The following is a 20,451-nucleotide window of genomic DNA, read 5'->3' on the forward strand; positions in this document are numbered from 1 at the left end:
TACTGCAGGGGGGACCCTGTGGGAGAGTAGGACGCCGCCGAACAATCATTGTGGGAAAGCCCCGCACCTTATGGTGCGGGGCTTTTCTGCGTTTAGGCTCAGGTCATGAATTATGACTTGGTCATCTTCGACAACGACGGTGTGCTCGTCGACAGCGAGCCCATCTCCAACCGCCTCCTCGCCGCCTACCTCACCGAGCTCGGGCATCCCACGACCTACGAGGAGTCCGTGCGGGACTACATGGGGTCGGCGATGCACCGGATTCACGAGCTCGTCGAGGAGCGCAGCGGGCAGCGGCTGCCGGCGGACTTCGACGCGGTCTTCCACGGGCGCGTGTTCGCCGCCTTCGAGCGGGAGCTGGAGGCCGTGGCCGGGGCCGCCGACGTGCTCAAGAAGCTCGCCGCGGAAGGCGTTCCGTACTGCGTGGCGTCGTCCGGGAGCCATGAGCGGATCCGCGTCGGGCACCGGAAGACCGGGCTCGACGTCCATTTCCCCGACGGGGTCGTGTTCAGCGCCGACGACGTCGGCCGCGGGAAGCCGGCGCCCGACCTCTTCCTCCACGCCGCCGAACGCATGGGCGTGGCGCCCGAGCGGTGCGTGGTGGTCGAGGACAGCGGGCTCGGCGTCCAGGCAGCCCTCGCGGCCGGGATGGACGTGTACGGGTTCACGGCGATGACGCCCCAGGCGAAGCTCGCCGGGGCCGGCGGGTTCTTCGGCTCGATGCGGGAGCTGCCGTCGATTTTGGGTCTGTGATCCATCTACCCAGCGGTAGGTCCCGGCCCTACGCTGTGCCGCCATGACGGATGCGCGGTTGCGGCGTGGGCGGGGATCCCTGGCGGTCGGCTTTTTCGTGCAGGGGGTCACCTTCGCCCTGCTCGTGACCCGGATACCGGCGATCCAGGACCGGTACGGGATATCCGACGGGCTGCTGCCCGTCTTCCTCGCCGCCGTGCCCGTGCTGGCCGGCGTGTCCAGCGTCGGCACCGAGAAGATCGTCGCGCGGGTCGGCCCTTCCGCGGTGCTGCGGTGGTCCCAGCCCGTGGTCCTCCTGGCGCTGCTGGCCGTCGGGGCCGGCTCGGAGCTGTGGATGGCGGCCGTCGCGCTGGGCGTGTTCGGGCTGGCCGTCGGGGCGCTGGACGCGTCCATGAACATGCTGGGCGTGAGCCTCCAGCGGGCGTACGGCCGGAGCATCATGCTCGGCTTCCACGCCGCGTACAGCCTTGGCGGCATCGCCGGTGCGTCGCTCGCCTGGGCGGGGGCGCACTGGCACCTGTCGCTCTTCGTCTCCTATCTGCCGGTGGTGGCGCTGCTGTTGCCCGCCGCGTTCGTCGGGAGCCGCTGGTACGTGGACGGGGAGGCGGGAAGGCCGGGGGAGTCGAAGGACGCGGGGGAGGCGCGGGAGCCCGCGTCCGTCGGCGCACCGGGGAAGGAAGGGGCGGCGTCCGGGGTCGCCTTCCGGATGCTGCTGCCGCTGTGCATGGTGATGACCTTCGCGTACATCGGGGACTCGACCGTCTCCAACTGGTCGGCGAAGTACCTCCAGGACGTGCTGCACAGCTCGGAGGAGCTGGCGACCGTGCCGTACAACGCGTACATGGTGACGACGCTGCTCGGGCGGGCCGTAGGGGACTTCGGCGTGCGGCGGCTGGGGGCGGTCCTGGTGGTGCGGGCCGGAGCGGTACTCGCGGCGCTCGGGTTCGCGGTGGTGGCGGTGGCGCCGGGGGCCTGGGCGGGGATGGCCGGGTTCACGGTGCTGGGGCTCGGGCTGAGCGTGGTCGTGCCGCAGACCTTCGCGGCCGCCGGGCGGCTCTTCCCGGGGGCGAGCGACGCGGCGGTGGCGCGGCTCAACGTCTTCAACTACGTGGGTTTCCTGATCGGATCACCGCTCGTGGGTGCGCTCGGTGACGCGTGGAGCTACCGCGGGGCGATGCTGGTGCCGATGGTGCTGGTCCTGGTGACGGTGGTGTATGCCACGTCGTTCGGGCCGGAGAAGGCCCGATACGGTGGCTCGCATGAGCGGCCGCGCACTGTTGATGTGGGATGAAGCTGTCACGGGGTACGACTTCGGGTCCGAGCACCCCATGGACCCGGTGCGGCTCGCGCTGACCATGGGCCTGGTGCGGGCGTACGGGCTGGACCGGGCGGTGGACGTGGTGTCCGCGAAGCCGGCGGGGGAGTCGACGTTGCGGCTCGTGCACCGCGAGGACTACGTGGCGGCGGTGCGCGCGGCCTCGGCGGACCCGAGGTCGGCGGACCAGGCGTACGGACTGGGGACGGTGGACGATCCGGCGTTCGCGGGGATGCACGAGGTGTCGGCGCTGATCGCCGGGCAGTCGGTGGGCGCGGCGGAGGCGGTGTGGCGCGGGGAGGCCGCGCACGCGGTGAACTTCGCGGGCGGTCTGCATCACGCGATGCCGGGTGCCGCGTCCGGGTTCTGCATCTACAACGACGCGGCCCTGGCGATCGCGCGGCTCCTCGAGCTGGGCGCGGAGCGGGTCGCGTACGTGGACGTGGACGTGCACCACGGGGACGGGGTGCAGGCGGCGTTCTGGGACGATCCGCGGGTGCTGACGGTCTCGCTGCACGAGCATCCCCGGACGCTGTTCCCGCAGACCGGCTGGCCGGAGGAGACGGGCGCGGCGGGCGCGGGCGAGGGCGGCGCGGTGAACGTGGCGCTTCCGGCGGGGACCGGGGACGCGGGCTGGCTGCGGGCGTTCCACTCGGTGGTGCCGGAGCTGCTCGCCGATTTCCGGCCGCAGGTGCTGGTGACGCAGCACGGCGCGGACACCCACTTCGAGGATCCGCTGGCCCATCTGGCGGTGTCGCTGGACGCGCAGCGGGCGGTGCAGGAGGCGTGTCACGAGCTGGCGCACGAGTACGCCGAGGGGCGCTGGGTGGCGCTCGGCGGCGGCGGGTACGCGGTGGTGGACGTCGTACCGCGGTCGTGGACGCATCTGGTGGGGATCGCGGCGCACGCGCCGGTCGATCCGGAGTCGGTGATCCCGGCCGCGTGGCGGGACGAGGTGTACGCGCGGACGCGACAGCCGGGTCCGCTGCGGATGACGGACGGGCGGTGGCCGGTCGGCTGGCGCGACTGGGCGGAGGGCTACGACCCGGCGGACCGGCTGGACCAGGCGGTGCTCGCGACGCGGCGCGCGGTCTTCCCACTGCGCGGACTTCTCGCCTGACCGGACGGCCGTCGGCCTGGCCGGGTGTCGGTGCGGCCGGCTACCGGCGAGACCGTGCGCCTCGCCTGACCGGCCGGTGGCGTGACCGGCCCCCCCCTCGTCCGACCCGCCGCTGGCCTGATCCGTTCGTACGGGCGGCGCGTACGGGGCGGGTGGCCGTTACGCCGACTGTGCGTCATCCAGCGGGTTTTGACTCCGGTGCAGGGTCGTTCCGGCAGCATCGGCAGGGTGCTGAGTACCGGGGCGCTGCGGGCGCATCTGTTGGCGGCCGGGTTGGCCGGGACCGTGGCGACCTCGCGGGAGGTGAGCCTGCGGAGTTACCGGCTCTTCGCCGCTCGTGACCCGCGGGTGACGCTGGGGCTCGATCCGGCGTGGGGCTGGGACGAGGGTGAACTGCTGCGCCTGATGGCGGACAAGTGCGGGGTGTCGGACGACCCGGAGCACCGCTCGGGGCCGGACGTGATCGATCCGGAGCGGACGCTCGGCGCGCTCGCGGCGTTCGCGGAGCGGCTCGCGGCGGCGGCGCGGCGGCGGGCTCCGGTGCTCTTCGGGACGGGGCATCCGCACCGGCTGCTCGGTTTCTACGCCGCCCTCGCAGACGCTTTGTCGGCGGCGGGATGTCTTGTTCTCACCCCGGCGCAGGGGCGATGTGTCGACATAACGACCCGGTTCGGCGTACGCACGCACCTTCTGGACTACGTACGGGGCGTCGCGCTGGTGCGAGATGCGGACCTGCCGCCCGCAGGGCGTGAGTCAGGGGCGCACACCCACTCGCCGCTGCCGGTTAGGGCGGCCCTGGAGAGCGCGTTCGAGGCCGGCGGGCCGCTTCCGGAGCTGGTGGTGGGGGACCACGGCTGGGTCTGCGGGGCAGGTCAGCTGGGTATCGAGGCCATCGGGCTCGCCGACACGGACGATCCCGCGTTGTTCGTGGGGGAGGCGGAGGGGCAGGTGTCGGTCGCCGTTCCGCTTGATGACGGGGTGCGCTCGGACTACTACCGTCCACTCACTCGCTATGTACTCAATCGAGCGTGTCTGTCACGGTAAACGGCCGATGGCTGCTCCTCTTCCCCACTCGTACCACCCGCCCCTACTCTGGGCGTGAGCGCTCGGCGACGAAGAGTCACCGGAGGGGAAGCCGGTGGGCGTCGCGGCGGAAGGTACAGGTGGGTCATGGCTGCTGGCGACAGGCCTCTCAACGAGGTGAAGTTCCTGACCGTGGCGGAGGTCGCCTCGGTGATGCGCGTCTCGAAGATGACCGTGTACCGCTTGGTGCACAGCGGTCATCTGCCGGCGATCCGGGTGGGCAGGTCCTTCCGGGTGCCCGAACAGGCGGTGCACGAATACCTCAGGGAGTCGTTCGTGGGGGTGGCGACCGCGTAGCGGGCGCGCGGCCGGAAAGCGGGCCGGAAGCCCGATGCCGCCCTCGGTTTACGAGCCGGTCGCTCGGGGCGGTAGGCTAGCCCCTCGTAGGTCGTGTGGGCCCAGACGCCCCGCACCGATCCCCGCTGGCGCGGGGATGTTCCGAGTAGTGAGCGAGGGTAGTCGTGGGCTCTGTTATCAAGAAGCGGCGTAAGCGGATGGCGAAGAAGAAGCACCGCAAGCTGCTCAAGCGCACGCGCGTTCAGCGTCGCAACAAGAAGTAAGCGACGCGGCGACGACCGCGTACAGCGTCAGGTGTGGCCCTTCACCGTTTTCCGGTGGAGGGCCACGCTTTTATTGCGCCGAAATGTGGAGGCGCTACGGTGGCGGTCAGCGGAACACCGATGGAAGACCGACGGAAGGCGCTTCTCTTGGGCAAGGTCGTGCTCGTCACCGGTGCGGCCCGGCACCTCGGTGCGCGTTTCGTCCGGCGCGTCCAGCGGGACCCCGACGTGGAGCGCGTGATCGCCCTGGACGCGGTGCCCTCACCGCATCCGCTCGGCGCCGCCGAGTTCGTCCGGGCGGACATCCGGCAGCCGGCCGTCGCCAAGGTCCTGGCCCGGTACGACGTGGACACCGTCGTGCACATGGACGTCACCGGGACGGCGCTGGGCTCCGGCGGCCGTACGTCGGTCAAGGAGACCAACGTCATCGGCACCATGCAGCTGCTCGGCGCGTGTCAGAAGGCGCCCCGGATCCAGCGGCTGGTGGTGAAGTCCAGCACCAGCGTGTACGGCTCCGCGCCCCGTGACCCGGCGGTGTTCACCGAGACGACGCCGGCGAAGTCGCTGCCGAGCGGCGGGTTCGCGAAGGACGCGGTGGAGGTCGAGGGATACGTACGGGGCTTCGCCAGGCGCCGCCCGGACGTGGCGGTGTGCGTGCTGCGGTTCGCGAACATCCTCGGGCCACGGGTGGACTCCCCGCTGGCCGAGTACCTCGACCTGCCGGTGCTCCCGACGGTCTTCGGCTACGACCCGCGGCTGCAGTTCGTCCACGAGGACGACGTCATCGACGTCCTGGAGCTCGCCTCGCGCGAGCCGCGCCGGGCCACCCTCAACAGCGGCACCTTCAACATCGCGGGTGACGGCGTGCTGCTGCTGTCCCAGTGCGCGCGGCGGCTCGGACGGCCGACGGTGCCGGTGCTGCTGCCCGCCGTCACCTGGGTGGGGCAGGCGCTGCGTACGGTCGGCGTCACCGACTTCTCGCCGGAGCAGATCCGGCTCCTCACCCACGGCCGGGTGGTGTCGACCGTCCAGATGCGCGAGACCCTCGGCTTCTCGCCGCGCCGCACCACCGCCGAGGCCTTCGCGGACTTCGCGGACAGCCGCGGGCCGGGGCTGCTGCCGCCGGAGCTGCTCGCGGGGGCCGTGGACCGGCTCGCCGAGCGGCTCGCGCCCGAACCGACCTCAACGACCGCGGAATAGGAGCCCAGATCGCCATGGCGGACGCCAAGGTCATCCCCTTCGACGACGACCGGTCCCGGGCGCGGCGGAGGCCCGCCAGGAGCGACGGTGAGGCCTCCGTACGGGCGCTGCCGGCCCAGCAGCCGGCCGAGCGGCAGCCGCTCGAGGAGCCGGCCCCGGCGCCCGCGCCCGGCGGCTGGGAGCGGCGGCTCGCCGGCGGGCTGGCGTTCCTGCGGCGGCGGGTCACGGGCGACTACGAGGTCGACGAGTTCGGCTACGACAAGGAGCTCACCGACCAGGTCCTGATGTCGCTGCTCCGCCCGGTGTACGACAAGTACTTCCGGGTCGAGGTGAAGGGCGTCGACAACATCCCGAAGGAGGGCGGCGCCCTGGTGGTGGCCAACCACTCGGGGACCCTGCCGCTCGACGGCCTGATGATGCAGGTCGCCGTCCACGACCATCACCCGGCCGGGCGTCATCTGCGGCTGCTCGCCGCCGACCTGGTCTTCATGCTGCCGGTGGTGAACGAGCTGGCGCGCAAGGCGGGGCACACGCTGGCCTGCTCGGAGGACGCGGAACGGCTGCTGCGGGCCGGGGAGATCGTCGGCGTGATGCCGGAGGGCTTCAAGGGCATCGGGAAGCCGTTCGCCGAGCGGTACAAGCTGCAGCGCTTCGGGCGCGGCGGCTTCGTGTCGACGGCCCTGCGGGCCGGGGTGCCGATCGTCCCGTGCTCGATCGTGGGCGCGGAGGAGATCTATCCGATGCTGGGCAACGCCAAGACCCTGGCGCGGGTGCTCGGCCTGCCGTACTTCCCGCTGACCCCGACCTTCCCGTGGCTCGGGCCGCTGGGCGCGCTGCCGCTGCCGACGAAGTGGACGATCCAGTTCGGCGAGCCGATCCCGACGGACGGCTATCCGCTAGAGGCGGCGGAGGACCCGATGCTGATGTTCAACCTGACGGACCAGGTCCGCGAACAGATCCAGCACACGCTGTACAAGCTGCTGGTGCAGCGGCGGTCGGTGTTCTTCTGACCGTACGGCGTTCTTCTGACCGTACGGCCACGAGGCTGCCGGCACCGAGCGTCGGCGGACGGAGTCCGGCGCAGCCGTGCGAAGCCCGTGAGGCCCCTTGGGGCCGAGGGGCGCGAGGGCGGCAGAGAAGGAGGGGCCAAGCTGCTGGTGCAGCGGCGGTCGGTGTTCTTCTGACGGACGGCCACGAGGCAGCCGGCACCGAGCGTCGGCGGACGGAGTCCGGCGCAGCCGTGCGAAGCCCGTGAGGCCCCCTGGGGCCGAGGGGCGCGAGGGCGGCAGAGAAGGAGGGGCCAAGCTGCTGGTGCAGCGGCGGTCGGTGTTCTTCTGACCGTACGGCCACGAGGCAGGCGGCACCGGGCGCCGGCGGACGGTGTTCCTCTCCTGGACGGCCACGAGGCAGCCGTACGGGATGGGGCGCCGCCCTGGTGGGTGGCGCCCCATCCCGTGCCGCGGTGCTAGTTCGCGTCGCTGCTGTCGATGCCCAGGCCCGGGAGCAGGCCCGGGAGGATCGGCGGGATCGTGACGTCCGGGACCGGCGGGGTCGACTCCGAGCCGGACGGGTCGGTGCTCGGGCCCGTGTGCGGCGGGTTGAGCAGGTCGCCGGTGCCGCCCAGCAGCCCCTCGTCCTGGGGCGTGCCTGTGCCCGAGCCCGAGGGCTTCGGCTGCGTGGGCGTGCCGCCGTGGGACGGTGTGGCGGACGAGGCGTGCGGGCTCTGGGGTGTGGCCGGTGAGGTGTTTCTCGGCGTGCTCGGGCCGCCGGAACCGATGGGGCCGCGCTCGGGGGTGCGCGGGAGGACGGACTGGAGCGGCTCGACCTCTTCGTCTATGGCGTCGAAGACGTCGTTCACCGCGTTGCCCACGTCCGTGAGCTGGACCGGGAGGCGGTCGCGCAGCCCGTCCCAGGTGGCGCGGTGCGCCTGCGCGAAGGAGTTGAGGCGGGCCATGGGGCCGATCTCGCCGTCCCGCTCGTACGCCTGGCGGAGCAGGCGGTGGCCCTCGGAGGCGTCGTGCTTCATGCCGTCGAGGACGCGGCGGATCTCGCCGAGCGACTCGTGGTCGAGGTCGCCGGCCCGGCCGCGCTCCATCAGCCGTCGGGCCTCGCTCAGGCGCGTGGACGCCTGGTCGAGGTAGAGGCCGCCGCGGTCGGCGTCGTCGTCCGCCATCCCCAGCTTGATGTCCTCCATGCCACGCTTGAGGCCGTAGAGCGAGTCACCCGGCAGGGCGTCGGAGCTGGCAGCGGCCACGCCGCTGAACGCTCCGGCGGCCACACCGACGGTGAGGCCGCCCGCGGCGAGGCCTTTCGACCAGCGGGAGCGTGGCCGCAACTTCCGGAGCGGGGAGGCCCGGTGGGCTCCCTTGGCTCCGGCGGTCCGCTGCTCCGGCACCGTAGGGCCCGCTGCCGCGCTTCCTTCCGCGAGCATCGCTTCCATGGCGGCGACGAGCTGGGCTCGCTGCACCACCTTGACCTCGGGGTCCATCTCCGGCTTCGGCAGCTCGCCGAGACCGTTCGCCAGGGCCAACAGCCGTCCGTGCTCGGCCGGTTCGGCCGGTGCTTCGGGCTGCTCGGCCGCCGCGCCCTCGGACGTCCGATCCTCCAGGGCCTGGGCGAAGGCGTTCGCCCGCCGGTGCGCCGAAACGTTCGCGATCACTGGCGGCACCTCCTCTCGTCATGACGGTCGACTCCCCGAGGGGTTCGGAAGGTTGCACACCTTGAACGCATCCACACGAAAGAGTGAGTGGAAGTGGACATGGCGTGACCACAGGGAGCCTGCATTTCGCACAACGAGCGGCGCGGCACTTGGGTTACGCGCGAAAGATGATCGGACCAGTGCGTCATCGAGGCGTCACCGACTGTGAGTTGAGCGGGGAGCTGGGGACAGGGGAGAAGCGGGCGTGCGGGGACCGTGATGCCGGCGACGAAGGGTGCGGGTGGCGGCGGCGCGTGTGGGGGGCGCGCAGCGCTCAGCGGGCGTCGTCCGGGAGGAGGCGGGCCAGGGTGCGGACGGCCCGGTACTGGAGGGTCTTGATCGCTCCCTCGTTCTTCCCCATGACCCGGGCGGTCTCGGCGACCGACAGGCCCTGGAGGAAGCGGAGCGTCACGCACTCCTGCTGCTGCGGGTTGAGGCGGCGGACGGCGTCGAGGAGCGCGGCGTTGGAGAGGGACTCGAGGACGGAGTCCTCGGGGCTGCGCTCGACCTCGTTGGCGTCGAGCATCTCGCCGGTGGTGACCTCTAGGCGGAAGCGGCTCGACTTGAAGTGGTCCGCGACGAGGTTGCGGGCGATGGTGACGAGCCAGGCGCCGAAGTCGCGGCCCTGCCAGGTGAAGGTGGAGATCCGGCGCAGGGCGCGCAGGAACGTCTCGCTGGTGAGGTCCTCCGCCGTCGCCTTGCCGCCGACGCGGTAGTAGATGTAGCGGTAGACCGTGTCGCTGTACTGGTCGTAGAGCCGGCCGAAGGCCTCGGCCTCGCCGGCCTGGGCGCGCTCGACCAGGTCCATCATCCGGGCGCTGTCGCTGTCCGCGGTGGGCCGGCGGGCGGCGGTCGAGGTGCCGGCGCCGCCCCGGGTGCCGCGTCTGCCGACGGCGGCGCCGCTTTCGGCCAGGGCATAGCAAGGACCGGCGGGTGCCGGCCCGGCGAAGGCGGGCCCGGCGAAGGCCGGTCCGCCGAAAGCGGGGACAGAGCCGGCGTACGCGGTGGGGACGAAGCCGCGCAAGTGGTCGAGGACCGTTGCGCGCAGCGTAGCCAGGCCCGAGGCGTCAACCCCGACGTGTGGGTACACGGGACTCCCAGAGGCAGAGCTTCCATCACGTGCAGTGCGGGACCGTTCACTCATGGTGGCGAAGTGCGGGTCCGTCGTGCGTCTGAGGAGAATAACGCTTAGTACAGGCAGCGCTACACCCAGTTGCTCAAATCATCGATTCAGTCTGATCTGTTACTGCTTGTGGTCGTGATCACTCGCACTTGATGACCGGTTGTTGATCGGATTGCTTCCGACTGTGATCAACCGGGGGCCCGCTTGTGCTCAAGTGCGGTAGAGGGGAGTGACCGGGGCCGCTGCCGGGTAGGGAGTGCGGAATGCCCGGGGCATGCCGTGTGCGGGGCGTGTTCGACCACGGACGGGTGAGGGTCGCTGGTCGCGGGTTGTCTCGCCCGATCGCAGCCGAAACGTATCGGCATGATCGGTAAATCCGTCCGCGGGACCCGTTCCGGAATCCGTCGGCGGCGCGCCGTGTGCCGGGCTCAGCGGCGGCGGCGGTGCAGCGCGAGCGCCGCGGCGGTGCCGCCGGCGAGGGCTCCGACGCCCGCGGCGGCGGGGATGCCGACCTTGGCCGCCTTGCGGCCGGTGCGGTAGTCGCGCAGCCGCCAGTCACGGTCCCTGGCGTGCCTGCGCAGCTTGGTGTCCGGGTTGACCGCGTACGGGTGGCCCACCAGCGAGAGCATCGGGATGTCGTTGTGCGAGTCGCTGTACGCGGCGCAGCGCGCGAGGTCCAGGCCCTCGGCGGCGGCCAGCGCGCGCACGGCCTCGGCCTTGGCGGGGCCGTGCAGCAGTTCGCCGACCAGCTTGCCGGTGTAGACCCCGTCGACCGACTCGGCGACCGTGCCGAGCGCGCCCGTGAGGCCGAGGCGGCGGGCGATGATCGTGGCGGTCTCGACCGGGGCGGCGGTCACCAGCCAGACCTTCTGGCCGGCGTCCAGGTGCGCCTGGGCGAGGGCGCGGGTGCCGGGCCAGATGCGGTCGGCCATGTACTCGTCGTAGATCTCCTCACCGATCTCCATCAGCTCGGAGACGCGGTGGCCCTTGACGATGGACAGGGCGCTGTCGCGGGCCTCCTGCATGTGCTCCGGGTCCTCGACGCCGGCCAGCCGGAACCAGATCTGGGCCCAGGCGAACCGGGCGAGTTCGCGCCGCTGGAAGAACTTCCGCTTGTACAGGCCGCGGCCGAAGTGGAAGATCGCGGCGCCCTGCATCACGGTGTTGTCGAGGTCGAAGAAGGCGGCGGCCCTGGTGTCGCCGACGACGGGGAACTCCGGCTCCGCGGCCGCGGCTTCGGCGGCGAAGGCCTCCTCCCGCTCCTGTTCGAGCTGCTGCGAGGTCTTGCGCGCCGCCTCCGCGGCGGCCTCGCCTGCCAGGACGCTGCGCGCGGTGGCGGAGCGCCTACGGTGGGTGAGCCATCCGGGAGGGGCCATGCGGTGAGCATAGCCAGTCTGTTCGGTCCTTCCCGACTTGTGAGGATGCCGTGGTGTGAACAGTGACGGACTCCTCTGTTACGCGTACCGCCGGCTCCGGGCCGCAGAATGGACGGCATGTTCGGACGTACGAGGAAGAAGAGCGCCGCGCGGGAGAGCGGGCCGCGCACGGTGACGCTGATCGGCAGGCCGGGGTGTCATCTGTGCGACGACGCCAGGGCGGTGATCGAGACCGTCTGCGCCGAGACGGGAGCACTCTGGGAGGAGAAGGACATCACCCAGGACGAGGAGCTGTACCGCGCGTACTGGGAGCAGATCCCGGTCGTTCTGGTCGACGGGGAGCAGCACACGTTCTGGCGGGTGGACGCCGGGCGGCTCCGGCGTGAACTGGGTGCCTGACCGAAAGGGGGCTACCATCGTGGACGTTTTGTTGGGTTTCGGGGGCGGCTTCCAAAGGAGAGTGTGCGGTTTTGCCCCCTTCGGGTTCCCAACGCTCTGAGGCCGTCGGCGGTTCCGTACCGCCACGATCCGGCCGCGTGACCCCGGTCACTTTGGGCGGACAAAACGGACACCATCTTTGTGCACGCGTTCACAAAGACATAGCCTGCATTCGACGGGGCGGTCCTGGGACACACGGCCGCCTGCAGCCCCGCTCATCCCGCAGGAGCACCGTGGCAACTGGCCGAACTCACCGACCGGCGACCCGTAGCCGAGGAATTCCCGAGGCCACCGTCGCCCGCCTTCCGCTGTATCTGCGTGCCCTCACGGCACTGTCGGAGCGCTCCGTGCCCACGGTCTCCTCGGAGGAGCTCGCGTCCGCGGCGGGGGTCAACTCCGCGAAGCTCCGCAAGGACTTCAGCTACCTCGGCTCGTACGGGACGCGCGGCGTCGGCTACGACGTCGAGTACCTCGTCTACCAGATCTCCCGCGAACTCGGCCTGACCCAGGACTGGCCGGTCGTCATCGTCGGCATCGGTAACCTCGGCGCCGCGCTCGCCGGCTACGGCGGCTTCGCCTCCCGCGGCTTCCGCGTCGCCGCGCTGATCGACGCCGACCCCGCCATGACCGGCAAGCCGGTCGCCGGCATCCCCGTCCAGCACAGCGACGACCTCGAGAAGATCATCAGCGAGGACGGCGTCTCCATCGGCGTCATCGCGACGCCGGCCGGCGTCGCCCAGCAGGTCTGCGACCGGCTCGTGGCCGCCGGCGTCACCTCGATCCTCAACTTCGCGCCGACCGTGCTGTCCGTGCCCGACGGCGTGGACGTGCGCAAGGTCGACCTCTCCATCGAGCTGCAGATCCTCGCCTTCCACGAGCAGCGCAAGGCCGGCGAGGAGCCGGGCGCCGAGACCGCCGCCGGCGAGGGCGCCGAGACCGCCGCCGTACCGCCGGCCGCCCGCGCCGCCGAGGACGCGAGCCGCAAGGGACCTGACGGGGACATGCCCGCCGTGATGCCGGCATGAGCCTCCTCGTCGTCGGCCTCAGCCACCGCAGCGCCCCCGTCAGCGTCCTGGAGCGGGCCGCCCTCTCCGCGGACGCCCGGACCAAGCTGCTCCACGACACCCTCGCCGCCGAACCGGCCGCCGAGGGCGCCGTCCTGGCCACCTGCAACCGCATCGAGCTCTACGCCGACGTGGACAAGTTCCACGCCGGTGTCGCCGAGCTGTCCACGCTGCTCGCCCAGCACAGCGGCGTCGGCCTCGAAGAGCTCACCCCCTATCTCTACGTCCACTACGAGGACCGGGCCGTCCACCACCTCTTCTCGGTGGCCTGCGGCCTGGACTCCATGGTCGTCGGCGAGGGCCAGATCCTCGGCCAGATCAAGGACGCCCTCGCGGTCGGCCAGGAGCTGCACACCGCCGGACGCCTCCTGAACGACCTGTTCCAGCAGGCCCTGCGGGTCGGCAAGCGCGCCCACAGCGAGACCGGCATCGACCGGGCCGGCCAGTCGCTCGTCACCTTCGGGCTGGAGCAGCTGGCCGACGGCACCGACGTCGCGGACTGGGCCAAGGCCAAGCGCGCCCTCGTCATCGGCGCCGGCTCCATGTCCTCGCTCGCCGCCGCCACCCTCGCCCGCGCCGGCGTCGACGAGATCGTCGTCGCCAACCGCACCGCCGCCCGCGCCGACCGCCTCGTCGAGATCCTCACCGAGCCCGGCGGCACCGGAGTGGCCGCACGCGCGGTCGAGATGGTTGCCGTCGGCGACGAACTGACACGTGCCGACGTCGTCGTCTCCTGCACCGGCGCCACCGGACTCGTCCTCACCGGCGAAGCCGTCGAGACCGCCCTGCAGGGCCGCGACCGGCCCCTCTACCTGCTCGACCTCGCGATGCCCCGCGACATCGACGCCGCCGCCCACCGCATGCCCGGCGTCCGGCTCGTCGACATCGAATCGCTCGCCGAGGCCTCCGCCGACGCCCCCATGGCCGCCGACGTCGACCAGGTGCGCACCATCGTCTCCGACGAGGTCGCCGCCTTCGGCGCCGCCCAGCGCGCCGCCCACATCACGCCGACCGTGGTCGCCCTGCGCGCCATGGCCGCCGACGTGGTCGCCGGCGAGGTCGCCCGGCTGGAAGGCCGGCTGCCCGGCCTCGACGACAAGCAGCGCGCCGAGATCACCCAGACCGTGCGCCGGGTGGTCGACAAGCTCCTGCACGCGCCCACCGTGCGCGTCAAGCAGCTCGCCAGCGAACCCGGCGGCGCCGGGTACGCGGACGCACTGCGGACACTCTTCGACCTCGACCCGGAGACGGTTGCCTCCGTCAGCCGGGCCGACCGAAACGACGGCGACGTCAAGAACCGAGGGCGAGTATGACCGAGAGGGCACTGAGGCTCGGGACCAGGCGCAGCAAGCTCGCCATGGCCCAGTCCGGACATGTGGCCGACGCCGTCCGGCAGCTGACCGGCCGGCCCGTCGAGCTCGTGGAGATCACGACGTACGGGGACACCTCGCGCGAGCACCTCGCGCAGATCGGCGGCACCGGCGTGTTCGTCGCCGCGCTGCGCGACGCGCTGCTCGCCGGCGAGGTCGACTTCGCCGTGCACTCCCTCAAGGACCTGCCGACCGCCCAGCACCCCGACCTGGTGCTGGCCGCGATCCCCCGCCGCGAGGACCCGCGCGACGTCCTCGTCGCCGGGCAGGGCGTCACGCTGGACACGCTGCCCGCCGGCGCACGCGTCGGCACCGGCTCCCCGCGACGCATGGCCCAGCTCAACGCGTACGCGCGCAGCCACGGCCTGACCATCGAGACCGTACCGATCCGCGGCAACATCGACACCCGGGTCGGCTACGTATCCAAGGGAGAACTGGACGCGGTGGTCCTCGCCGCGGCCGGACTCAACCGCATCGGCGGGACCGAGGAGCTGACCGGCTCCCTGTCGGTCGACCCCCTGTCGGTCGACACGGTCCTGCCCGCCCCTGGCCAGGGGGCCCTGGCCGTCGAGTGCCCGGCGTCGAACGCCGACCTCGTCTCCGCGCTCGCCGGACTCGACGACCCGCTCACGCGGGCCGCCGTGACCGCCGAGCGATCCCTGCTCGCCGCCCTGGAGGCCGGCTGCTCCGCACCCGTGGGTGCGCTGGCCGACCTGCCGGCCGACGGCCCCGGTCACGGGCAGGTTGTCACCGAGATGCGCCTGCGCGGCGTCGTCGGCACCACCGACGGTTCCACGCTGGTGCAGCTGTCCACCACCGGTCCCGTACCCACCTCCTACGACGAGGCGGTGGCACTCGGACGCGAACTCGCGGACGAGATGCTCGCCAAGGGTGCGGCCGGTCTTATGGGGGAGCGAGCACTTTGAGCCCCACCAGCCCGACCACCAGCCCCGCGTCCGCCGCCTTCCCCGGCCACGGTCACGTCACCTTCCTCGGCGCCGGCCCCGGCGACCCCGGACTGCTGACGCTCCGGGCCGTCGAAGCCCTGGCAGGCGCGGACGTCCTGATCGCCGAGCCGGAGGTGCTCGAAGTCGTCCGCGGCCATGCGCGCGCGGGCGTGAGCACGCCTGAGCTGACGGTTGTCGACGAGGCGTCAACAACCGTCGGTGTCCCCGTGTTGAGGGATGCGACCAATCTTGTCATGGAGGCCGCGCGGGGCGGCAAGCGGGTCGTCCGTGCGGTGACCGGCGACCCCGGCCTCGACGGCAACGCCGGCCAGGAGATGCTCGCCTGCGCCTCCGCCGGCATCCCCTTCGAGGTCGTCCCCGGCGTCGCCACCGCCGTCGGCGTGCCCGCGTACGCCGGCGTGCCGCTGCGCGACGCCCAGGGCACCGACGTGCGCTTCGTCGACGCCCGCACCGCCGACGACCGCTGCTGGGCCGAGGTCGGCGCCTCCGACGGCACCGTCGTCGTGTCCACCTCCCTGGACTCGGTCGCCGCGGCGGCCGGCGAGCTGGTGGCGGCCGGCCGTAAGCCGGACACCCCGCTCACCGTGACCATCGCCGGCACCACCACCCGGCAGCGCACCTGGACCGCCACCCTCGGGACGATCGCCCAGGTCTTCAAGCAGGGCAAGGTGCTCCCCTCGCCCGAGGGCCACCGGCCGGTGATAGCCGTGGTCGGCGAGCGCAGCGCCCCCGCGCAGCGGGACCAGCTCGCGTGGTTCGAGTCCAAGCCGCTGTTCGGCTGGCGGGTGCTCGTGCCGCGCACCAAGGAGCAGGCCGCGTCGCTCTCCGACCAGCTGCGTTCCTACGGCGCGGTGCCGCACGAGGTACCGACGATCGCCGTCGAGCCGCCGCGCACCCCGCAGCAGATGGAGCGGGCCGTCAAGGGCCTCGTCACCGGCCGCTACGAGTGGATCGCCTTCACCTCCGTCAACGCCGTCAAGGCGGTCCGCGAGAAGTTCGAGGAGTACGGTCTCGACGCCCGCGCCTTCGCCGGCATCAAGGTCGCCGCGGTCGGCGAGCAGACCGCGGCCGCCCTCGTCGACTTCGGCGTGAAGCCCGACCTGGTGCCCAGCGGCGAGCAGTCCGCGGCCGGCCTCCTGGAGGACTGGCCGCCCTACGACCCGGTCTTCGACCCGATCGACCGCGTCTTCCTGCCGCGCGCCGACATCGCCACCGAGACCCTCGTCGCCGGCCTCATCGAGCTCGGCTGGGAGGTCGACGACGTCACCGCCTACCGGACCGTGCGCGCCTCGCCGCCGCCGGCCGACACCCGCGAGGCGATCAAGGGCGGCGGCTTCGACGCCGTGCTCTTCACCTCCTCGTCGACCGTGCGGAACCTCGTCGGCATCGCCGGCAAGCCGCACAACGTGACGGTCATCGCCTGCATCGGCCCCGCGACCGCGAAGACCGCGGAGGAGCACGGCCTGCGGGTCGACGTCCTGTCGCCGGAGCCGTCCGTGCACAAGCTGGCCGAGGCCCTGGCCGAGTTCGGCCTGCGCCGCCGCGCCGCCGCCCTCGAGGCCGGCGACCCGGTGACGCGCCCCAGCGAGCGACGGCCGGGCGCCCGGCGGCGCCGCACGACGTAACGGCCGGGAACGGTCGTACGCCGCGGGGCGCGGGTGGCCGGGAACGGTCGTGCGCGCGGGGCGGGTGTTCCGAGATCAGCCGTACGCGCGGGGCGCGGGTCCTTCACAGGGCCCGCGCCCCGCGCGCTTACGCCCTCCCGCATGCCCACAAGGCGTCGGTAAGGGCACGGCCCGCGCGGGCGTAGCCTCGGGTGCATGAACTCGTACGGAAGCTTTCCCGGGGCGCGGCCGCGGCGGCTGCGGACGACGCCTGCCATGCGGAGGATGGTCGCGGAGACGCGACTGCATCCGGCCGATCTGATCCTGCCCGCGTTCGTGCGGGAGGGCGTCACCGAGCCCGTGCCGATCGCCGCCATGCCCGGCGTCGTGCAGCACTCCCGGGACACCCTGCGCAAGGCCGCCGTCGAGGCGGTGGAGGCCGGCGTCTCCGGGATCATGCTGTTCGGCGTGCCCGAGGACGACAAGAAGGACGCCGCCGGCACGGCGGGCACCGACCCGGACGGGATCCTCCAGGTCGCCATCCGCGACGTCAGGGCCGAGGTGGGCGACGACCTCGTGATCATGTCCGACCTGTGCCTCGACGAGTACACCGACCACGGCCACTGCGGCGTCCTCGACGCCGACGGCCGCGTCGACAACGACGCCACTCTGGAGCGGTACGCCGAGATGGCCCAGGTCCAGGCTGACGCCGGCGTCCACGTCGTCGGCCCCTCCGGGATGATGGACGGCCAGGTCGGCGTCGTCCGCGACGCCCTGGACACCATCGGCAAGGAGGACGTGGGGATCCTCGCGTACACCGTGAAGTACTCCTCCGCCTTCTACGGACCCTTCCGCGAGGCCGTCGCCTCCTCCCTGTCCGGCGACCGCAAGACCTACCAGCAGGACCCGGCCAACGTGCGGGAGTCCCTGCGGGAACTCGCCCTCGACCTCGAGGAGGGCGCCGACATGGTCATGGTCAAGCCCGCCGGGCCCTACCTCGACGTCCTGGCCAAGGTCGCCGAGTCGGTGCACGTGCCGGTCGCCGCGTACCAGATCAGCGGCGAGTACGCGATGGTCGAGGCGGCGGCGGAGAAGGGCTGGATCGACCGCGACAAGGCGATCTTCGAGACCCTCACCGGCATCCGCCGGGCCGGCGCGCAGATGATCCTCACCTACTGGGCCACCGAAGTCGCCCAGAAGCTCGCCCGCGGCCTCTGAGACCGGCCCCGTCGGGCCCCGGCGCGCCCGCCCGGCGGGCTCTGGGCGCGCGGACTGCCCACCCTGGGATGCACCCTGGAGAGGTACCCGACAGGTACCTCTCTGGAGGTGGTCCTCATGATGAACACACTCGTCGGCTGGCACGTCGAGATGGAATTCAAGGAAGAGGGCGACCGGACGCGGGCCGCGGCGATGGTGCGGCTCACCGACGGCACCGAGATGCGCGGACACGGCAATGCCAATCGCCACCCCTCCGACCCGGAGCAGCTGAGGGTCGGCGAGGAGATCGCCGGCGCCCGCGCGCTGATGGACATCGCCTCGCAGATGCTGCAGAAGGCGCACGCCGAGATCGACGAGGTGTCGGGCCGGACCTCCCACCCCATCCCTCGGTGACCCTCGGTCAGTATGTGAGGGCGTCCTCAAGAGATCGCTGCCAGTACGACACGGCGGCGCCGGCGTCGGCGAACGTGCCGCTCGGCGCCGCCACCGTCGTGCCGCTCCCCGGGGTCAGATCGACGCGGATCTTCCGCACCGTGCGCCCGTGCGTGTCGGTACCCGGCTCCCCGGTGAGGATCACCGACGCGTAGCCCGACTCGCCAGGAGCCAGGGTGACGACGGCCTGCGGCCTGCTGTCCTCCACGACCGCGATCGGCGCCTGCGGGTCGTCGAAGCCGACGATCGGCGCGCCCAGGGCGTTGCACGGGCGGCCACCGACGTTGGTGACGGTCAGCAGCAGGTGGTTGACGGGCCGGCTCACCCTGCTCGCGACGATCTTGGTGTTCGCCGCCGTGCAGGTGACGGCCTTGGCGGAGGTGCTGCTCCCGGCGGGCGTGGTGGGTTTGGCGGACGTCGTGGGCCTGGCGGTCCCGGCGGCGGGGGGCTTCGGCGCGTTCGTCTTCGTCGGCGTGGGTGCGGCGTCGGTGGGCTCCGTGGCCCCTGGGGTCTTCTGGACCGCCGACGCCGACGCGTCCGGTGCCTTCGGCGACGCCGCCGGGGCGTCGTCCGACTGGCAGGCGGTGAGGGCGAGCGCCGCCGCGAGGGCGGCGGCGGGCAGGGCGAGACGGCGGGCGGCGATGCGCATGGTGGATTTCCCCCGTGGTGTGGTCAGTGGTCGGTGTGCGGCAGTGGTCTGTGCGTCAGGCGGCAGGGGTCTGTGTCAGCGGTGGTTGAGCAGAACGATCACGACCGTGGCGCAGACGATCAGCACCGCCGTGGCCACTGCGTCGATGACGCGGCTGTCCGGCATGGCTCAGAGCTTGCGGTGCCGGGTGATCCACCCGCAACCGGCACGGGACAATGGGGAACGGTGGAACGCGTTCACATACTGTGACCTGGGGAAACGACCGTCCCCTGGAATGCGTTCCCGGGATGCGGAACGGGGGATCCGATGGATGGGGCGAACGGCCTCGCCGGGCTGCTGAGGGGTCTGAAGGAGCGGTCCGGGCTCAGTTACGGGGCACTGGCCAGGCAACTGCACGTCAGCACCTCCACACTCCACCGCTACTGCAACGGCGACGCCGTCCCGGCCGACTTCGCGCCCGTCGAACGGCTCGGGCGGCTCTGCGGGGCCACCCGGGACGAGCTCGTCGAGCTGCACCGCGCCTGGATCGTCGCCGACGACGCGCGGAGGAGAGGGAGGACCGCCGAGCCGGAGCCCGGCGCGCAGGCTGAGCCGGCGGTGTCGGCAGAGCCCGCGGAGTCCCGTGAGCGCACCGAACCCGCCGAGCCCGCGACCACCCTGCTCGTCGCCTCGGAGCCCACCGAACCCGGCCGGTCCTCCGGACCAGGCCAACCCTCCGGGCCCTCCCGTAGCCGCCTCAAGGGCGCCGTCGCCGCCGCCGCGGTCGTCGTCCTCGCCGTCCCCGGCGCCTACCTCGTGGGACGCGTCGGTGACACCGCCCCCGACGACGACAGGCCCGCCGCGCCCGCCACCACGGCTCCCGCACCCCTGAGCGTCGGCATCAGCTCGTACAACTGGGCCGAACCCTGCGGCCAGTACTTCCTGCTCGACCAGGACCCCGGCCACGTCCCGCCGCCTCCCCCGCCCCAGGACAACCGCACCTGGGGCCGGTCGCTCGGCGGCGTCGACGGCGGGCACATGCAGCTCCAGCTCACCGTCACCGGCCGCACCCAGGCGCCCGTGGTGCTCGCCAAGCTCCACGTACGAGTCGTGGAACGGGACAAGCCCCTCGACCGCACCGCGTACTCGATGGGCGACGGCTGCGGCAGCGGGATCACCCCGCAGACCTTCGACGTCGACCTCGACGCGCCTCGCCCGTACGCGAAGCCGGTCGCCGGACAGGACGGGGACGGCGTCGTACCGGCCAAGGACTTCCCGTACAAGGTCGCCACCGGCGATCCCCAGGTGCTCAACCTGGACGTGCACACCGAACAGCACGCCACCGCCTGGTACCTGGAGCTCGACTGGAGCAGCGGCGACAAGAAGGGCCGGATCCGCGTCGACGACGGCGGGGAGCCCTTCCGCACCAGCGCGATCGAGGGGCGGCCGACGTACGGCTACTGGCCCGACAAGGGCGAGTGGATCAGACAGTGACACAGCG

The 20,451-nt window shown here is 72.2% G+C and carries 20 protein-coding genes; 16 read left to right on the plus strand and 4 right to left on the minus strand.

Going from position 1 to position 20,451, the window contains the following annotated elements; translation table 11 throughout:
• Positions 1-105 precede the first annotated feature (105 nt).
• The 8 genes from ACFVGS_RS32420 to ACFVGS_RS32455 all read left to right on the plus strand — a co-directional run bounded on the left by ACFVGS_RS32420 (position 106) and on the right by ACFVGS_RS32455 (position 7,041).
• Complete coding sequence (locus tag ACFVGS_RS32420) at positions 106-753, plus strand: HAD family hydrolase (protein WP_385695549.1); 648 nt, start codon at positions 106-108, stop codon at positions 751-753.
• A gap of 43 nt (positions 754-796) precedes the next feature.
• Entirely contained in the window at positions 797-2,044 is a 1,248-nt protein-coding gene (locus ACFVGS_RS32425; RefSeq protein WP_385695551.1) for an MFS transporter, read from the plus strand.
• Positions 2,013-3,188, plus strand: coding sequence for an acetoin utilization protein AcuC (locus ACFVGS_RS32430; RefSeq protein ID WP_384420906.1), 1,176 nt, complete (start codon positions 2,013-2,015; stop codon positions 3,186-3,188). The genes ACFVGS_RS32425 and ACFVGS_RS32430 overlap by 32 nt, the downstream gene beginning before the upstream one ends.
• Positions 3,189-3,416: 228 nt before the next feature.
• On the plus strand, positions 3,417-4,232 hold the full coding sequence (locus ACFVGS_RS32435; RefSeq protein ID WP_384420904.1) for a phosphatase: 816 nt from the start codon (positions 3,417-3,419) through the stop codon (positions 4,230-4,232).
• Positions 4,233-4,358: 126 nt separating this feature from the next.
• On the plus strand, positions 4,359-4,568 hold the full coding sequence (locus tag ACFVGS_RS32440; protein ID WP_046910004.1) for a helix-turn-helix domain-containing protein: 210 nt from the start codon (positions 4,359-4,361) through the stop codon (positions 4,566-4,568).
• Positions 4,569-4,732: 164 nt separating this feature from the next.
• Positions 4,733-4,831 (plus strand): 30S ribosomal protein bS22, encoded by a 99-nt coding sequence (locus ACFVGS_RS32445; RefSeq protein WP_003948845.1) that lies wholly within the window; start codon positions 4,733-4,735, stop codon positions 4,829-4,831.
• Between the two features lie 147 nt (positions 4,832-4,978).
• Entirely contained in the window at positions 4,979-6,031 is a 1,053-nt protein-coding gene (locus ACFVGS_RS32450; RefSeq protein ID WP_384420917.1) for an NAD-dependent epimerase/dehydratase family protein, read from the plus strand.
• Between the two features lie 14 nt (positions 6,032-6,045).
• On the plus strand, positions 6,046-7,041 hold the full coding sequence (locus tag ACFVGS_RS32455) for a lysophospholipid acyltransferase family protein (protein WP_384420902.1): 996 nt from the start codon (positions 6,046-6,048) through the stop codon (positions 7,039-7,041).
• A 455-nt stretch (positions 7,042-7,496) separates the two neighbouring features.
• On the opposite strand, the gene ACFVGS_RS32460 is transcribed toward ACFVGS_RS32455, so the two are convergent.
• The 3 genes from ACFVGS_RS32460 to ACFVGS_RS32470 form a co-directional block, all read right to left on the minus strand.
• Complete coding sequence (locus ACFVGS_RS32460) at positions 7,497-8,690, minus strand: DUF5667 domain-containing protein (protein ID WP_384420901.1); 1,194 nt, start codon at positions 8,688-8,690, stop codon at positions 7,497-7,499.
• A 313-nt stretch (positions 8,691-9,003) separates the two neighbouring features.
• Positions 9,004-9,819 carry an ECF subfamily RNA polymerase sigma factor, BldN family gene (locus ACFVGS_RS32465; protein ID WP_384420899.1) on the minus strand — a complete coding sequence of 272 codons (816 nt, stop codon included), beginning with the start codon at positions 9,817-9,819 and terminating at the stop codon, positions 9,004-9,006.
• Positions 9,820-10,280: 461 nt separating this feature from the next.
• On the minus strand, positions 10,281-11,228 hold the full coding sequence (locus ACFVGS_RS32470) for an HAD family hydrolase (RefSeq protein WP_384420897.1): 948 nt from the start codon (positions 11,226-11,228) through the stop codon (positions 10,281-10,283).
• A 108-nt stretch (positions 11,229-11,336) separates the two neighbouring features.
• On the opposite strand from ACFVGS_RS32470, the gene ACFVGS_RS32475 reads away from it, so the two are divergent.
• The 7 genes from ACFVGS_RS32475 to ACFVGS_RS32505 all read left to right on the plus strand — a co-directional run bounded on the left by ACFVGS_RS32475 (position 11,337) and on the right by ACFVGS_RS32505 (position 18,283).
• Entirely contained in the window at positions 11,337-11,627 is a 291-nt protein-coding gene (locus ACFVGS_RS32475) for a glutaredoxin family protein (RefSeq protein ID WP_384420896.1), read from the plus strand.
• A gap of 272 nt (positions 11,628-11,899) precedes the next feature.
• The gene (locus ACFVGS_RS32480; RefSeq protein WP_384420894.1) at positions 11,900-12,691 is read left to right on the plus strand and encodes a redox-sensing transcriptional repressor Rex; all 792 of its coding nucleotides are present in this window, start codon (positions 11,900-11,902) and stop codon (positions 12,689-12,691) included.
• Positions 12,688-14,043 carry a glutamyl-tRNA reductase gene (locus tag ACFVGS_RS32485; protein ID WP_385695556.1) on the plus strand — a complete coding sequence of 452 codons (1,356 nt, stop codon included), beginning with the start codon at positions 12,688-12,690 and terminating at the stop codon, positions 14,041-14,043. The genes ACFVGS_RS32480 and ACFVGS_RS32485 overlap by 4 nt, the downstream gene beginning before the upstream one ends.
• The gene (gene hemC / locus ACFVGS_RS32490) at positions 14,040-15,026 is read left to right on the plus strand and encodes a hydroxymethylbilane synthase (RefSeq protein ID WP_384420890.1); all 987 of its coding nucleotides are present in this window, start codon (positions 14,040-14,042) and stop codon (positions 15,024-15,026) included. Before ACFVGS_RS32485 ends, hemC begins: the two co-directional genes overlap by 4 nt.
• On the plus strand, positions 15,023-16,693 hold the full coding sequence (locus ACFVGS_RS32495) for a uroporphyrinogen-III synthase (RefSeq protein WP_128976751.1): 1,671 nt from the start codon (positions 15,023-15,025) through the stop codon (positions 16,691-16,693). Before hemC ends, ACFVGS_RS32495 begins: the two co-directional genes overlap by 4 nt.
• A gap of 195 nt (positions 16,694-16,888) precedes the next feature.
• A complete protein-coding gene (gene hemB / locus ACFVGS_RS32500) occupies positions 16,889-17,890 on the plus strand; it encodes a porphobilinogen synthase (RefSeq protein WP_384420889.1) in 1,002 nt (333 codons plus the stop codon).
• A 120-nt stretch (positions 17,891-18,010) separates the two neighbouring features.
• Complete coding sequence (locus ACFVGS_RS32505) at positions 18,011-18,283, plus strand: DUF1876 domain-containing protein (RefSeq protein ID WP_384420915.1); 273 nt, start codon at positions 18,011-18,013, stop codon at positions 18,281-18,283.
• Positions 18,284-18,290: 7 nt separating this feature from the next.
• Here the strand turns inward: ACFVGS_RS32505 and ACFVGS_RS32510 are convergent, their stop codons facing one another.
• Positions 18,291-18,971 carry a DUF4232 domain-containing protein gene (locus ACFVGS_RS32510; protein ID WP_385695559.1) on the minus strand — a complete coding sequence of 227 codons (681 nt, stop codon included), beginning with the start codon at positions 18,969-18,971 and terminating at the stop codon, positions 18,291-18,293.
• A gap of 306 nt (positions 18,972-19,277) precedes the next feature.
• On the opposite strand from ACFVGS_RS32510, the gene ACFVGS_RS32515 reads away from it, so the two are divergent.
• A complete protein-coding gene (locus ACFVGS_RS32515) occupies positions 19,278-20,444 on the plus strand; it encodes a helix-turn-helix domain-containing protein (protein WP_385695562.1) in 1,167 nt (388 codons plus the stop codon).
• Positions 20,445-20,451 lie beyond the last annotated feature (7 nt).

This window comes from Streptomyces sp. NPDC127114, from assembly GCF_042677525.1.
GTDB lineage: Bacteria > Actinomycetota > Actinomycetes > Streptomycetales > Streptomycetaceae > Streptomyces.